Consider the following 15,630-nt stretch of genomic DNA (forward strand, 5'->3'; position numbering starts at 1 on the left):
TTAAAAATCACTTTTTTTCATACTCTTCCATTTTCAATTTTTCCATTTTTTAATTTTCGGTTAAGGGTAAAAGAAAGTTATTAATATTTTTTAACCACTGATTTGTTATGTCTTTTATTTTTGCAATTAACTCTGAATCTGGAATAACTCTGTAGATATAAAGATATCCCTTTTTAGTATTGGGAATTAAATCATTTCTATTATTTTCTGAGCATCGGTTTTGAAAATCAGTTAAAGACAATGCTTCTCGAGTAACTAATTGTAAATGGAGTAGTTTTTTTAACTTTTTTTGTTCCACACTTCTTTCAGATTCTGTTTGAATTACAAGATTCTGAACACAAGTTCCTTCTGGACCGTATCTCCTCAATTTTAGGAAACACTCTGCTTCTTTCTTTGTTAACCTAAAAACAGACCTAATAATTTGAACAAATTCATCCACTTGTGTTTGATCAACCATTGATACCCCTATGGTATCCATACGAATCTTCCCAATAATTAGTTACGATTTTTAAGATGAGTAAAATTATGTAGCCTTGATGAACATTCTGATATAAGTTAAGCTTATTAATTAAGATGTGCGAATAAATTTTGCAGGTTCTTTTCTATTAGATATATATAGCAAGCGTTACTTGATGAACTCATCTTGATAATGTTTAAAAAAAAAGTAAGGTACAATTATTTTTGGACCTTTTTTAATACTGCATCAATAACTTGAGCAAATTGAGGTTTTGGTGCCATTCCAACTTGTCTATGCACTAATTTCTTATTATGAATGAATAATGTTGTAGGAATTCCAGTTACCTGAAATTGTGCAGCAATCTCTTGATGATGATCAACATTTAATTTTGTAAATAGAACACCTTTTGAATGATATTCTTTTTGAAGATCGTGGTATGTTGGAGCAAAGGCCAAACAAGGTCGGCACCATTCTGCCCAATTATCCACGATTACGAGGTTATCTTTATAGTCATTAACAATTTGATTAAAATGATCAACAGATGTAATGTCGATCACTTCATTTGGGATAGTAGTTTGATTCATTTTCATCATTTTTTCCATTTTTTTTCTGCGAATAAGTTCTAATTCCATATCATCTGCCATAGTATTCACTACACTAGTTTTTATTTGCAGTTGGAATTCCAACTCTAATAAAGTTAAAGTAACCAATATATAAAAAGGTTGTGCAATTTTTTGACCATACTATGTATTAGTTTAATTATTTCTTATAATTTTTTTTAATTGTTAATTAAAAATGTATAAGTAAATTGAAGCTTAGTTAAATATAAAGATTAATGAAGGAATGGCTTAAATTTTTATTGGATGAAGTTGTTGGATCAATAGGTAATTATCATGAAGTTCTCTGAAGAAGCAATACAATTTATTAAAGAAAAAATGGAAGGAATTTCTTTCCCGATTGTATTAATTACAGAAAAAATTTATAGAGGTTGATGCGGGGAATCAAGAGTGGCGCTGACAAGCATTCTTTCACGAAATAGTATCAAAAATGATGATGAGTTCGCTAAAAATTTCACTGAAAAATTTCATGAAAAATGTTCAATTCCAATTTTAATTCAGAATTCCCTATTAGAATGGTGGAATGAGGCACAAATTGTATTAAGTGGTTGGGCTGTTTATCGAAATCTTTTTTTAATTCCGCCAAAAAATCAAAGGAAGAGGTCCCGCGCATCTGATACATAACTCCAAAATTCCCTTTAAGAATGAAATATATTCCAAAACTTTACAACACAAAAGGAGAATATATTTACACAAAGCCGATTGTCTGGGAATTTAATATTTCAGCACTTTCAACTTTTTTTTTCTAATAAAAAGAGGATAAATTTATCTTTTTTTTTCCTTTACCTATTTTGACTGTAAATGGATAAATACAAAATAGAAGATCTCCCTCTTGAATACAAAGGAAAAGATGATAAAGTGATATTCGAACGAGGGCTCTCATTATACAGTAAAGGGCAGTATCGTGAAGCCTTACTCTTTTTTCATCATATAACTTCACCGAATTTTGAAGTTTTAAAGTTTTATCATTTAGGATTGACTTATGTACAATTAGGAGAATTAAATAAAGGATTAAGTTACTATAGAAAAATACGAGAAATTCCTTCTGATGTACAAGGGATCGAATATGATAGAATAATGTACGGCTTATATCTAAATATGGGTTCAACCATGCAGGTTTTGGCAAAAAAGAAAGGAAAATCGCTTTATCGTGAGGCTATTGAATGTTATAAGTTAGCATTACAAATTAATAAGACCGATTCACGTGTTTGGAATAATTTAGGAAATGCTTATATTGAGATTGACTCTAATTCTGAAGCAATAAAAAGTTTTGAGGAAGCTCTTAAATTGGATCCGGAATATTCTGAAGCACATTATTCTATATCATTAGCATATGAATTTTCTGCACAATATCGAAAAGCATTATACCATCTTCGACAGGCTTTGAAAGAAAAACCGAATAACAAATTAATATTAAATAGAATTGCCGCTTTAGAATTTGGAACAGGAAATTTTGAAGAAGCCAAGCAATTTGCTGAAAGAGTACTTGTTTTAGATGAAAAAAATATTACCGCTTTAAAGAATATTATTCTAATTCTATATAATATGGGAAGATATTCAACTGCTTATGAATATTATTTGAAATTTAAACGTTTAGCTCCAAATTTTTCAGATAAAGAGGTTATAGGAATTTTTCGTGATTTAGAGAAGCGAATTCAATTTTCTAATAAATAGGACAGCAACTTTTTAAGGTTGAGTTTGTGATTATTCAAATATGGAGAGAGAAAAACTGGACAATTTAGATTCAATACTCCCTCCATTAGTAAAATACTTAAAAAGACGACGAATTCTTCGAAAATTTCTATATTCTCATGAAAAATTCCGTGATATTGAACGGATGGAGATTATTGAACAAAATGCTAAGAATGCGATAATCGATCTTAATATTTTATATACAACATCAGATCGTATTCCTGACAGTCGGAAATATAAATTAATTCTTTATTTGCAAGCAAAAAAACATAATCAAATGGCATTAGATTTACGACAAATAAAGACAATCAAAGATTTAGATATCTATCCTTTAGGAAAAATTTTGGTAGAATCTTCATTTCAAGTATTGGGCTTTCCTTTTTTATTATTAGAAGATCTTCCAAATGAAAATATTATTCATCATCTGAGAATTTCCTTAGGGTTAAGAAATTCGAGAGCTGTTGGAAAACGGGTAAATAAATATCTTCAACACAGAGTTTGGTTTCGTAGACGTGGTCAAGTTTTAATGGAACCAGGGGAGAAATTTATCGAAATTCTAAATTGTAAAGAATTAGCATTTGGACTAAACAATGCAGTTTTTGAAATCGTAGTTCATTATTTTAATGCTGAAAATCAAGAAAGTACTCGAATTTATATTTTACGTATTTATCCCCGTAATGAAAATCTCATCAAAGCTCAAAATGAATCGCAGAATCTACAAAAAATTCAAGATTTGGATATTCCGAAAGCTAAATTTTATCTCTATGAAGAAGATCCTTCTTATATTGGCTATCGTTTTCTTATTTTAGAAAAGTTACCTGGACAACCAGTGCTTGAAACTATTCATACATTTACACAAGAAGAAACCCGACAATTCTTGGCTGATTTGGCTAAAATTCTTGGCAAATTACATAATATCAGAACAAAAAAATTTCAATCATATTATCTTAATGTGAAATCTACCCGACGGATGATTTTTTCTGATTATATTTTCAGCGAAGTTGCCCAAGTACTAAAATCTTTTAAGGATATTAAGTTACATGAAGAATTTCATACTGATATAAAATTCTTATGGAAATGGTTTAAAGGACATAAACCATTATTACGACTTTCAGGATATTCTTTTATACATGGAGACATGCGTCCAAGTAATATTATTGTCAACGGTACAAAAATTGCAGGACTAATTGACTGGGAGATGAGTTGTTATTCTGATCCAGCTCAAGATCTTGGATGGACTTTGTTTTTCTTTAAACTCTATAAGAATTTAGAAAAGGAACGAGGATTTTTCTTTGAAGAATATTGGAAATTTTGTGAAAAGTATGATTTTGAAGCAAGAGTCTTTTTCTATGAATTTCTTGCAGCTATGAAATTATACATTTACGCACGTGCGAATAGGAGAGATAATCCTGAAAAATATGAATCAAATAAGAATTTTTTCAGTCGTGTTGAGAAAGCTTTTCCTCAGTATTTACAAACTGTCACCTATAAACTAAGTGAAGATCCTACTTCCATGCCTGAAATAATTTTCGATGAAGATACTCAGAGAGAAGTCATATTTCATATCAAAAATATTCTAACAGAATCATTACAATCTGATCTTGAAGTTTTTTCCCCAGATTTTCAAGAAAAGCTTGATAATATTGCAGAGAAAATTCTGCAGCTTTTTAAAGAATATATATAAATCAATAATCAAAGCATTTATATCTTTAAAAGATGAAATAAACAACTAAATCACAATAAAAAATATACATAAATTAATAAAAAAAAATTAAACAATACTTAAAAGGGGGAGAGTAATAATGAAAAGAGACAATTTTAGAGATTTTTCATTTAATGAATTGGTACAAATGGTGGATACAATTGCACGTACAAAACATCGTTCGAGACAAGGTGTGTGGACCGAAGGTTTCGGTTTACAATCAATAGATCATTTGGAATCGCATGTAGATGAAATCCTTGAAGAATTAGCCCATCGCATTCGACAATCATTTAATATTGCTCGAATCCAATCTAATTTTCGCCACAATAAAGAGAGTTTACCACACGATATTCTTAATTTTAATAATTTAAACGCAACCCAACTAAACGCTATGCTTTTCAAAGAAAGAGGATCTATTGGGGCTGAAATTAATGAAAATGGTGAAGAAGAAATTTTTATTTTTATTAAAGGAACTAAATATAAAATGAAGAGTAATGGTGTCATAATAATTGAAAGATAGGTTAAGGTTAAATATTGTGGATTAATATAGAAAGAAAAAGATGCTGAAGTAAAACTTCTTCACACCTAAAAAAAAAGGTATAGATTAGTTTTTTTTTTGTTGTTATTGTAATTACAATTATTTAATTGAATAATTTACTGATTAATTTCGCTAAATTTTACTGCTGATTGAATTATAGGAAGAAATTTCTCTTTAGAAAGTGATGCACCACCAATTAAACCTCCATTAATATCTTGTAATGAAAGCAAACCATCACAATTGGCTGGTTTCATTGATCCACCATATTGAAGTGGTATTTCATTTCCTATTTCTCCATATTTAGAGACTAACCATGATCGAATAAAAGAGTGGGCTTCATTTGCTTGTTCAGGTGTGGCTGTTTTAATTTCAACGTTTGGGTTTAGAAATGGGTTATTTATTGCCCAAACAGGTTCATAAGCAATTACAATATTTTTCATCTGTTCTGGTTCAATATCAGCTAAAGATTCTTCTAATTGTTCTTTATTTACTTCTTGCATTTTACCATCTATTCGTTCTTGAGCAGTTTCACCAATGCATAAGACTGGTTTTAATCCTTTTTCAAGTGCTTTTTTTACTTTTTGGTTAACTTGGGCATTCGTTTCACCAAATATTCGTCGACGTTCACTGTGTCCAAGAATAACATATTCACAACCAGAATCGATTAGTGAATCTGGAGAAATTTCTCCTGTAAATGCGCCTTTATCGCGAAAATACATATTCTGCCCTGCCAATTTAAGTTTACTCCCTTTAATTGCTTGTCCAACTGAATAAAGCGCATTATATGAAGGTGCGATAAAAACATCAACGTTTTTTAGAGTAATATCATCTAAGGCTTGCGCAATTTCCTTAGCAATGAAAACTGCCTCTTCAACCTTGATGATTTGCATTTTCCAATTACCACCCAGCACAAATTGATTCATTTTTACTTTCACCGTAATAATTACTTTGGGTTACATACAAATTATGTTGAATTCCAATAAAATTTTTCATATTCGCAATAATAGCAAGAAGAACTTATTTGCACTAAAGCAAAGGAAATTCTATTTTCTAAATTATGAAAAATGGGATAATAAAGGGTAAAAAAGAGAAAGAAATGAAAAAAGTTAAGAAATTATTATAATTCAATTCTGAATTTGCTCCGGTTGAGCAATAGGAGGTTTCATAAGTAAACTTTCTCTTAACTGATCAATTTGTGGTATTTCTTCAAGTAATACTGTGATAGGAATTGCTATTAGTGTACCCATTCCGACTTGGATAAGATTTGGGATTATTTCTGCAGCTGCACCCCATCCTAAGTTAAAGATAAAGAATTCTGCTAGAAAATATCCTCCTACCATAAAAGGAGCACCACAAATTATTGCAATAAATTTAATTCCAAATCGTTTGGTTTTATTTGGATTTTTTCGTATTTTATCATATACCCAACCAACAAAAAAACCTTCCAAACCCTTAACGATTAATGTTATTGGCGCAAACGAAAAGTAACCTAAAAACACATCTGCTAAACTAGCGCCTACTCCTCCAACAAATCCGCCTATATAGGCTCCGAAAAGAATTGCTGTAATAAAAATAATGCATTCACCTAAATTGAAATATCCATTAGTTTGAGGTATATTAACACTGAGAATGCTTGTTGCAACAGTTTCTAATGCAGTCATAAGTGCCATTATTGCGACCTTAATTGAATCATTAGCACCAATAACCTTGAAAATTGTTCTTTCTTGTGCTAAGTCTTCATTATATGGATGAGAATCATAGTTTTCAGTCATTGATTTTCACTTCATCTTCCCTATTTTGATCTTGGGAATCATGATATTAAAGTTACAACTATATATTAAAGTTTCTACTTGAGTATTGTAAAAAGTAGCAGAAATATAGTTGTTATTAAGATGTGCTATTTTTGACCATGAACTTCAATTAATTCTCTCATTCTTAGAAAAGTTTCTTTACCCTTATCGGTAAGTACGAAATTTGCTCTTTTTTTGTTAGGCTGAGTATTAACAATTAAGTTTTCTTTTTCGAGTTGAGTGATATGCTGGTAGATTGATTGAATTGAATTTCTTTTTCCCAATACGACCCAAATTCCATATCCATGCTGAGCTTTTCCTTCAGCAATTACCCTAAGTATTTCAAATTTTTTAGTAGAAGTAGCGGTTACTCCCCACAACACTTTTTTTACATTCCGCATTTGTGAAGCAAATAAATTCATTGCATTTATTCCAGAACCTGTTAATAATGTCAAGGTACGGGATAATTCAATTCCTAAATTTTCCTTCATTCTCCGTGCTCCTGCAAGTACTGATGCTGAAGCAGGTTCTATAAATATTCCTTCATTTTTTGCTAATTCAATGGCTTGTTCTGCCATTTTTTGACCAGAAATTAGTATTTCTTTTCCTCCTGTTTCCTGTAATATACGACTAACTTCAGATAGCAGCATAGGGTCATTGATATCTAAAGATTCAACCAGATGAGAATCTGCTGATTTTTTTAAAGCTACAGCAAAGATCCTTGGAATTTGATGAATCCATCCTGATTCTCGAGCATCTATAAATCCTTTATATAATGAATAAAGAAGAGTGCCAGAACCCCTTGGAACCACTACATTCTCAATATCTGGATTTTGAAGGGCAATTTCCAATCCAATTGATTTTTGACCTTCAATTGTTAAAATATTCTGATTGGGTAGTGGAACATATAATTCTTTTGAGTAGTGTTTTTTTAAATATTCTTGGGCATCTTGCATAGTTTCACCTAAATTCTTACCTTGAAATCGCACTTCTGAACCATAAATCTTCATTTGTTCAATTTTGGTCAATTCAATATTTTCTGGAATAAAATTGATCGATTTAAGTCCAGCTCGAGCAGTATATGCTGCAATACTGATGCTAAACGAACCTGTACTAACAGTAAGAATTTCTGAAAATTTTCGCGAAAATGCATCAGAAACAAGGAGTGCAGCTGCTCGATCACGAAAACTACCTGTAGGATTACGAAATTCCAATTTCATTTTGAGTTTTTTCAAGTCCGGAATATTCTTAATATCTATAATAGATGTGAATCCTTCATTTAATGTGATGCATCGCGAAAAATTAGGGAAAAATCCTGAAAAAGCCCATAATGAGTCCATTTTCGGGGTTTTTTGTGCATTAATTGGAGGAATTTCGAGTAATGAATTGCATTCTGGACACCATAAGAAAGGTTCCTCCCACTCTATTTTACATTGATTACAAAATGGTTTGCTCTTCCAAAATACTCTATTGGGTTGTCCAAGATTTTTTTTCATTTCAACATTCTCTGTTAAATATAATAAGATTAAGTGATCAAATTTACTTTAATTAATAAAGCCAAATAAAATAAATTAGAATTTTCATATTTCCTTGTACTCAATACATGTTTGCAACACTTAATAGATCTCGGAAGTACTTCTCATGACAGACGATTCTCCATTATCTGAATATACTCGCAAGGCTTTAGCCACAAAACGAATGGGATTCAATCAAATGCGCAATGCCTTATATTGGTTGCAAAGAATTATGAAACGCTTTGATCTATCCGATGAAGAAATATTTCGGAATCTAAAAATTATGGGAACCAATATAGGTGCCACTTTCTTTTTAGAAATTTCTCCTGTTTCAACAAATTTAAAAGATTTAATTAAAGAATTATATAAACTTACATTAAGTAGTAAAGTGAATGTATTTGAAAAAGGAAAACATATTTATGTTGAAGATAAGAATTGTGCCTTATGTAAATATAAATATCAAGATGTTTCAATTCCAGGGTGCAATATAAGTATTGCAATGATTCAAGAAATTTTAGAAAGACTGGGATATCAAATTGAAAGTAGTGAAGTAATAGAAAGCAAGGCATTGGGAAATAAATCTTGTATTCATGAGTTCAAAATTAAAATGGAGGATAAAATAGATGAGTAATACTTTTAAATGGATTGCATTAAAAGCAGGAACTGCTTTGGGTCGACATGTTCCATCATTATTTTACCAATTATTTTATCGTGAAATTTATCGACAACTTTATGAGATTACAAATGATCCCAAGATGGTGGTCGATTTAAGCTATAAATTAGGATTTACCGCCGCAGATGAGAGTGCTCAACGTCAAGCCGCTGTTTTCCGAATGTTTCCCTCAAATCCAGAGAAAGTACTGGAATATATTCCTCTTATGTGGCAAATTTATTTTGGAGCTCCAATGCAATCATATACAACTGAATGGGATCGTTCTGATCCAGAACGACCAATTTTGAATTACAAAATTAAGGTAGATCCCATGAGTTTTGACATCGGAAAGGATAAGGCGCGCGATAATCTGCCTTGGAACAAATTTTTCTATAATGAAAATTGTTATGGATCATTAATGGCTGGGCTATTAACCCAATGTAGCAGCTTTGTTTTAGCACTTAAAGGAAAAGATCAGCGCATTGTTTTAAAAAATACAAAAAACTCTTTACATGGTGATTCATATTTTGAATTTCAATGTCAGATAATTCCTCAAGAAGAATTTCCGGATTTTGAATTAATTGAGGGATTTGACAAAGAAAAGTATTTCCAACAATTTTTAGATCAGAAAACTGAATTTGAATCAAGAGCAGATGATCTTTGGGCAAAAATTACCGATCAAATTGATATCGATCAACTAGATGAAATGATGGAAGATTCTGCTGGATTGCTTCGGGTTCCCTTAAAAAAAATTATTCAAAAAGCAGCAAAAATGACTCCATATGAATTATTCGATCATTTCACTAATGATGAAGCAAAATTCCTGCAAGTTCTCGGTTTTATTAGTCTTCATCTTTTAAATGAGCGAGGACAATATCTTGAGAAACTACTCAAGAATGATGAAATTAAGCGCGTTTACGGTCATATTTTTCTATTTATAAAAGAAAATTCAACTAAGTTTGTTCCCTTATCTGTTATTCATGATCTAAAGGATTATATCCTAGATGTTTTAACTGGAATGGCTCCAGAGTCGTTCATTCAAAACTTTCAGAAATTTTCAGAAGAAGAAATATTAACTCAATTTTATCTTGGAACACAAAAAGCTCTATCAGATTTGGGAATCCCTTTTAATGAATTAAAATCAAATCTGTATGAAGAAATTTCACAATACGGAAAGCAATCTAACAATGAAATGACTCAATCATTCTTAGATCAACAATTATCAAAGCGAGATCAACTATATGGTCAATTAAGTCAGCAGATGATGATTATTTCAGGAGCAATTTTTAGTGTTCCTATGCAATTTAGTCTAATGCTTTTATATAAGACACTAGCAGGATCAACTGAGTTGTTAACAAGATTATTTAAAACACTGAGGGAAAGTGGCCAGAAAATTGTTGATATTCTTGATGCTTTAAAGGATTTATAATCACATTTTCTTTTTAATTCCCTTGATCTTTGCATTTTTTTATAATTTGTTTCTTTATCGTTTTACTTTTTTTAGCGTTTACTTAAAAATCCAAAAATTTTTTTTAAATCAGACTTTTAGCATAATATGGCTCAAGAGGATAATGAAGAATACGAATTTTACGAAGAAGATATTCGTGAAAAACGACAATTACCTTACACAATTACAGTAGAAAAAATCGAAGGTGATATTATTTATACCCATAATCAATGGGGGAACAATGTTGTTTATCGTCATCTTGAAAATGGAGAATACGAACTAGTGTTAGATAAAGAGTAAAAATAAATTTATTATCTTATATTTTTCATTGCTTCTTTTTTAGAAATTCATCAAAGATTTTTAATATTATTTCCCTATTTTGAATTTCATGTTGAATTAATGCATTTTCTATTGACGAAAGATTTGTTTTCTTAATTTGTTTTAGTACCATAAGAATATAGATAACAATTGCAAGAACATTGATTACAATTACAAATAAAATCATAAAACTAACTGAGATATTGGTAGATTCATTATTATTTAATGAAAAGAATAGAATGTCAAAGGTAAAATTAGATGTTTCGAGATTATTCGATTTAATTATAATTGTATGTAAAAAATATGTTAAAAATGCAATAAGTATTATTCCAATTAATAAACATATAACCAAAATAATGGATGTGTTTCGAATAAAAATATATAATATTGTATGGTTTTTTGATTGATTTTTTGATTGATTTTTTGATTGATTTTCTGGTTGATTTTTATATTTGGTTTTAAATTTTTCTTTTAGTTTTTGAAATAATTGTTTTTTTACATGTTTTTTATTTTCATGCTTAAGATACTTATTATGATTTGATTTTTTAAAATTTAAATTCTTTATTCCATTTTGGGTCTCTTTTTCAAATAATACGTAATCTGGATAATTAAAAACTTTAATTTCTTGACCAAAAAGTGAGAATATTAGAGTAATGACTATACCTAGAGAGAAAAATAGTGCTTCTAATACAAAATAATAAAAACCATACATGTTATAGAAAGATTGAAACGTAGATAACTTATTATTAAGAGAATGTTCAAAAAAATCATTAATCCATATTAAAACAATAATCTCTTGTAATATTGAACTGATAATATTAAGGCGGGCATATAGAATTATATTACCAAAAGGGTTATATGAAAAAACTGGTGATTTTAAAATTGAATAAGAGAAATTTTCATTTAAATTATAGAAAAAACTTGCAATTGTATATGAGAAAATTGGAAATATATATACAATTTTAGCTTTTACCCCATTAAAGAGCAAAAAGAAAAATCCTGATACAAATAGTATAGATAAAAGAAAAAATTCACTTTCTTTAAGTTTTTTTTTAAAATTCCCCAATTTTCTATCATCCTTTCGGTAATCTTTTTTTTTCTTGAAATTTGCAAAAAAAAATAAGTTAATCTACAAAATAGATTTAATAAGTAAAAATACCTATCTTTTTTTTTAAAAATATCTTTTTGTAAAGTTATTATAAAATTTGAATTAATAAAATATTTTAAAAAATCTTGTATTGAATATCCATAAGAAAATCATGAAGTGTGAATAAGTTTCACGTTAATCCTTCTCCCTCACCTAACATTCCGATATAATAACGCTCATTTAGATGGCGAAGATTAATGTGAAAGGTCATGATAAAATTGAATTTAAATAAAATAGGGCTTGACTTTCTGAATTAATCAATTTTCTGCAGTGAATACAAATTATTCTTTTTTTTGTTGTAATTTTTCATAGATCTATTAACTAACAGAAAAATTTTTAAAATTATAAATTTACAATTATGTTATTAAAATTATTTTGTTTTAATCTTTACTAAAATGAGGTTATCATATGTTAAATAATAGTATTATATTAAAAAAAAAAAAGTTAAGATTCAAAAGAGCGGTATTTTCTTACACAATCATTTTTCTTTTATTAATTAATGGAACTTCGCAAATAATAATGAATTCTTTGAATTCTTCTCATAAATCTGAAAGATTGTTGGATGATTCAACAAATATGGCTGATTTTTTTTCATCAAAAGATATTGATAGAAATTACAATAAAAACAATGTAGATGATAATATTATTTCTATAAATCCATCAAGTAGTAGCAGTGAACAGAATAATTCAGAAAAATTAATCCTAAATCATATCAAAAATCCAGGATTTGAGGATGTTTCTGATGAGGGTTATCCAAATTCATATAATCGAAAATATACGAGTGGATATATGAATCAAAATTTCTCGTATTCAGATATGTATTATAAAGGAGAATATTCCTGCTTGATTCAAGCTCAAGGTACTAATGTCTCTCAGGCTAATTCATATTTAAGCCATTCTTGGAATGCAAATCAAATTTTTCTATCTGATAGTATTATATTTGATTTAGATTTTTTTCTAAAACCTAATTTTTGCAATTATTCAGGCAGTTCTTTTTTTATAAGTTTTTCACTGTCAAATGGTGTAAAAAATTATTATTTTAATTATTATCTCCATTCCTATTCTTATTCCGCTTCAAATACAACTGAAACATATTATATATTTCAAAATTATTCTCTAAATCAATGGAATCACTTTAATGTAAACATTACTGATTTTTTTGTAAATAACATTGAATCTTCATCTGGATATTATCTTTATTTTTTAGAATTCCGATGTGTTTCTCCCAAATTAGCAGAAAGTATCAATGAAGTGGTTATAGATGAATGTTATCTAAATGACACTACAAATGTAAATTATATTAGTAATTATGATTTTGAATCTCCAAATACTTGGTGGTATTCAATGAGATATTCACCAGGAAAAATAGAAACATCTGAAAAAAAATTTACAGAAGGTAATAGATCCTTAAATATTTCTATTGCTAATTGCTATAATAATGTATTTTCAAACGGAATTGTCTATTTTGGAGATTATTTTAGTATTCAAGATGAAATTTCTCCAACAAAATTAAATGAAGTTATTATTTCATTTGATTGGTTTTTTCATCAAGAATTTGGGGACACTAACCAAATTTCTTATGTTTCTATGTATATGCTGAATAATCAAGGTTATCGATATATAGATATTATATTAGGAAATTATAATTCTCAAATTCAATATCTAAATTTATCCAATCACATTTATTACTATCCTTCAAATTTTGGTATTCAAGATCAATGGGTGCATGATACATTTGATTTATTTAAACTAATAGATGATGCTGGTTGGAGTAATTGTACTATTTATTATATCGCTTTTGAAATGTCATTAGGTCATCAAGTTAACTCAAGGATCGAATTATTAGTTGATAATTTTCAATTACTAATCTCTCCAATTATAAATCCAAGCTTTGAATATACTTGGGATCTTTATTCACCATTTGTCGGTTGGTTTGAAAGTCAATCTACAAATTATATTGATAAAACTTCTGATGCTTTTGAAGGGGATTGGGCATTAAATATTACTTCTCATTCTAGCATTGGAGTAGTATATGTATATCAAACATTTAATTATGCAATATTAGATTTTCCCCTTTCGACTAATTTTTGGTGGCGATTAGATGATTTTAACGATCCAAATGGATATGCTTACATTCGCCTCACTTTTAATGATACATATGAATTATATTATGTAATTGCTAAAGGATCTAATCACAATTTTGTAAATTCTTCAACGAAGAGTTATGTTTTTATAAATAATATGAATAATACAGGAAGTTGGCAACATCTTGTAAGAAATTTAACTAATGATTTAAACGCATCTTTTGGGAATTTTGTTTGGATTTTATCAAATGTTGCAATATATGTTTTTAGTACTTCAGGAAATAGGGTAAGTTTAATAGTTGATAATTTGTATTTTATAGAAAAAGAACCTCCCCAAATACATGATATCGTTTTTAGAAATATACCTTCTTATTATAGACCAGCAAAATTGCAAATCAATTGTTCCGATAATCATTCTGAAATTCTTAATGTGACACTTTTTTATCGTGTAAATACAACTTGGAATTATGTTATTGCTACCGTAAATTCGACTTATCAACAAATATATGATGTAGAATTGCCTCTTTTTAATTATGGAGTATCAGTAGAATATTATATCGAAGTTTTCGATTCTTCTTTAAATAAAAAAGTAGATAACAATGGAGGAAATTTCTATACATTCATTCCAATAGATGATATACCTCCAAATATTCAAATTATGGCTCCGATGAATAATTCTATAATTAGCGGAAACTTGGATTTAAAGGTAATTTCTTCAGATGAAGGAAGTGGAATAAATAGGATTGAGTTTTATATTCAAGATGAATTAATTGGAATTGATTATTCTTTTCCATTTGAAATTAATATTAATACTCGAATTTATGAAAATGAGATGCAAAATTTAACCGCGAAAGCATTTGATAATGCAGGTAATACTTTAATGTCTGAACCTATAATTGTCTTCTTTGATAATGATTTTGATACACCTATCTTATCAGATATCATTGTAAATAATACAAATCCTGAAGCGGGTCAAGATGTAATGGTTTCTGTAGTAGCAATTGATATTTCACAAATAATAAATGTTACATGCTTTTATTCAGTTAATGATAATCCGTGGACATATAGTTTAATGAGCGGAGACCAAAATCTTTATTCAATAATATTTACAAATCGAATTTTTGGTGATATAATTAGTTTTTATATTCAAGCAACAGATATTTTCAATCAAACAACATTGTCTGGTTCACAATTTAGTCCTTATCAAATTGAATTTGGAGATTTAACTAAACCTTCAATTAAAATCGATGGTCCATCCACCTCTGAAATTCTTGAGGGTAATCAAAGTTTTTTAATTGAGGCACAGGATGAAGGAAGTGGAATTTCTCATGTTGAAGTTGTTTTGAATGGAACTATCTACAATATAACTTCAAATCCATATTTATTCATCTGGAATACTCAAAATTATAAAAATGGTGAATATGTCATTATTTTCCGCGCTGTTGATAAAGCAGGAAATTCAATTGAGTCAACTTATACATATAATATATCCAATCCTAAAGGAATTATTCAAAATGCTGTAAGTTCTATAGATTCAATTTTGCAAAGTTATTATGGAATGTTGGTTGGTGCAGGAAGCGTTGTAATGTTAATTACAATTTTTGAAATAATAAAAAAAGCAAGAAAAAAGAAGTAAAATAGATAAAACAGAAAAAAATTGAAGAAACAAGTA

Annotated in this window: 14 protein-coding genes; 8 read left to right on the forward strand and 6 right to left on the reverse strand. The window is 28.8% G+C overall.

Features of this window, described 5'->3' with window-relative positions; all coding sequences use genetic code 11:
- Positions 1-49 precede the first annotated feature (49 nt).
- Complete coding sequence (locus tag ACXLDF_RS05950) at positions 50-457, reverse strand: hypothetical protein (protein WP_457557582.1); 408 nt, start codon at positions 455-457, stop codon at positions 50-52.
- Between the two features lie 218 nt (positions 458-675).
- Positions 676-1,101, reverse strand: a complete 426-nt coding sequence (locus tag ACXLDF_RS05955; protein ID WP_457557583.1) for a thioredoxin family protein — start codon at positions 1,099-1,101, stop codon at positions 676-678.
- Between the two features lie 363 nt (positions 1,102-1,464).
- On the opposite strand from ACXLDF_RS05955, the gene ACXLDF_RS05960 reads away from it, so the two are divergent.
- The 4 genes from ACXLDF_RS05960 (at position 1,465) to ACXLDF_RS05975 (ending at position 4,988) form a co-directional block, all read left to right on the forward strand.
- Positions 1,465-1,698, forward strand: coding sequence for a hypothetical protein (locus ACXLDF_RS05960; RefSeq protein ID WP_457557584.1), 234 nt, complete (start codon positions 1,465-1,467; stop codon positions 1,696-1,698).
- Between the two features lie 177 nt (positions 1,699-1,875).
- Complete coding sequence (locus tag ACXLDF_RS05965) at positions 1,876-2,748, forward strand: tetratricopeptide repeat protein (RefSeq protein ID WP_457557585.1); 873 nt, start codon at positions 1,876-1,878, stop codon at positions 2,746-2,748.
- Positions 2,749-2,788: 40 nt separating this feature from the next.
- A complete protein-coding gene (locus ACXLDF_RS05970; protein WP_457557586.1) occupies positions 2,789-4,450 on the forward strand; it encodes a phosphotransferase family protein in 1,662 nt (553 codons plus the stop codon).
- A gap of 118 nt (positions 4,451-4,568) precedes the next feature.
- Positions 4,569-4,988: a hypothetical protein gene (locus ACXLDF_RS05975; RefSeq protein ID WP_457557587.1), complete on the forward strand. Its 420-nt coding sequence runs from the start codon at positions 4,569-4,571 to the stop codon at positions 4,986-4,988.
- A 134-nt stretch (positions 4,989-5,122) separates the two neighbouring features.
- On the opposite strand, the gene tpiA is transcribed toward ACXLDF_RS05975, so the two are convergent.
- From tpiA to ACXLDF_RS05990, 3 genes are all read right to left on the reverse strand, one after another.
- Positions 5,123-5,929 (reverse strand): triose-phosphate isomerase, encoded by an 807-nt coding sequence (gene tpiA / locus ACXLDF_RS05980; protein ID WP_457557588.1) that lies wholly within the window; start codon positions 5,927-5,929, stop codon positions 5,123-5,125.
- Positions 5,930-6,130: 201 nt separating this feature from the next.
- Positions 6,131-6,778: an ECF transporter S component gene (locus tag ACXLDF_RS05985; RefSeq protein WP_457557589.1), complete on the reverse strand. Its 648-nt coding sequence runs from the start codon at positions 6,776-6,778 to the stop codon at positions 6,131-6,133.
- A gap of 125 nt (positions 6,779-6,903) precedes the next feature.
- A complete protein-coding gene (locus ACXLDF_RS05990) occupies positions 6,904-8,292 on the reverse strand; it encodes a pyridoxal-phosphate dependent enzyme (RefSeq protein ID WP_457557590.1) in 1,389 nt (462 codons plus the stop codon).
- A 145-nt stretch (positions 8,293-8,437) separates the two neighbouring features.
- On the opposite strand from ACXLDF_RS05990, the gene ACXLDF_RS05995 reads away from it, so the two are divergent.
- The 3 genes from ACXLDF_RS05995 (at position 8,438) to ACXLDF_RS06005 (ending at position 10,709) form a co-directional block, all read left to right on the forward strand.
- Positions 8,438-8,941 (forward strand): hypothetical protein, encoded by a 504-nt coding sequence (locus ACXLDF_RS05995; protein WP_457557591.1) that lies wholly within the window; start codon positions 8,438-8,440, stop codon positions 8,939-8,941.
- Complete coding sequence (locus ACXLDF_RS06000) at positions 8,934-10,391, forward strand: hypothetical protein (protein ID WP_457557592.1); 1,458 nt, start codon at positions 8,934-8,936, stop codon at positions 10,389-10,391. The genes ACXLDF_RS05995 and ACXLDF_RS06000 overlap by 8 nt, the downstream gene beginning before the upstream one ends.
- A 126-nt stretch (positions 10,392-10,517) precedes the next feature.
- Positions 10,518-10,709: a hypothetical protein gene (locus ACXLDF_RS06005; protein ID WP_457557593.1), complete on the forward strand. Its 192-nt coding sequence runs from the start codon at positions 10,518-10,520 to the stop codon at positions 10,707-10,709.
- Between the two features lie 25 nt (positions 10,710-10,734).
- On the opposite strand, the gene ACXLDF_RS06010 is transcribed toward ACXLDF_RS06005, so the two are convergent.
- Positions 10,735-11,793, reverse strand: coding sequence for a hypothetical protein (locus ACXLDF_RS06010; protein WP_457557594.1), 1,059 nt, complete (start codon positions 11,791-11,793; stop codon positions 10,735-10,737).
- Positions 11,794-12,393: 600 nt separating this feature from the next.
- Between ACXLDF_RS06010 and ACXLDF_RS06015 the strand changes: the two genes are divergently transcribed.
- Complete coding sequence (locus tag ACXLDF_RS06015) at positions 12,394-15,594, forward strand: Ig-like domain-containing protein (RefSeq protein ID WP_457557595.1); 3,201 nt, start codon at positions 12,394-12,396, stop codon at positions 15,592-15,594.
- Positions 15,595-15,630: the final 36 nt, after the last annotated feature.

It is taken from the genome of Candidatus Harpocratesius sp., assembly GCF_054039255.1.

Bases quoted from the DNA above. Each gene is read 5' to 3' on its own strand.
- ACXLDF_RS05950 (WP_457557582.1), bottom strand. From the start codon at position 457: ATGGTTGATCAAACACAAGTGGATGAATTTGTTCAAATTATTAGGTCT.
- ACXLDF_RS05955 (WP_457557583.1), bottom strand. From the start codon at position 1,101: ATGGCAGATGATATGGAATTAGAACTTATTCGCAGAAAAAAAATGGAA.
- ACXLDF_RS05965 (WP_457557585.1), top strand. From the start codon at position 1,876: ATGGATAAATACAAAATAGAAGATCTCCCTCTTGAATACAAAGGAAAA.
- ACXLDF_RS05970 (WP_457557586.1), top strand. From the start codon at position 2,789: ATGGAGAGAGAAAAACTGGACAATTTAGATTCAATACTCCCTCCATTA.
- ACXLDF_RS05975 (WP_457557587.1), top strand. From the start codon at position 4,569: ATGAAAAGAGACAATTTTAGAGATTTTTCATTTAATGAATTGGTACAA.
- tpiA (WP_457557588.1), bottom strand. From the start codon at position 5,929: ATGAATCAATTTGTGCTGGGTGGTAATTGGAAAATGCAAATCATCAAG.
- ACXLDF_RS05985 (WP_457557589.1), bottom strand. From the start codon at position 6,778: ATGACTGAAAACTATGATTCTCATCCATATAATGAAGACTTAGCACAA.
- ACXLDF_RS05990 (WP_457557590.1), bottom strand. From the start codon at position 8,292: ATGAAAAAAAATCTTGGACAACCCAATAGAGTATTTTGGAAGAGCAAA.
- ACXLDF_RS05995 (WP_457557591.1), top strand. From the start codon at position 8,438: ATGACAGACGATTCTCCATTATCTGAATATACTCGCAAGGCTTTAGCC.
- ACXLDF_RS06000 (WP_457557592.1), top strand. From the start codon at position 8,934: ATGAGTAATACTTTTAAATGGATTGCATTAAAAGCAGGAACTGCTTTG.
- ACXLDF_RS06005 (WP_457557593.1), top strand. From the start codon at position 10,518: ATGGCTCAAGAGGATAATGAAGAATACGAATTTTACGAAGAAGATATT.
- ACXLDF_RS06015 (WP_457557595.1), top strand. From the start codon at position 12,394: ATGAATTCTTTGAATTCTTCTCATAAATCTGAAAGATTGTTGGATGAT.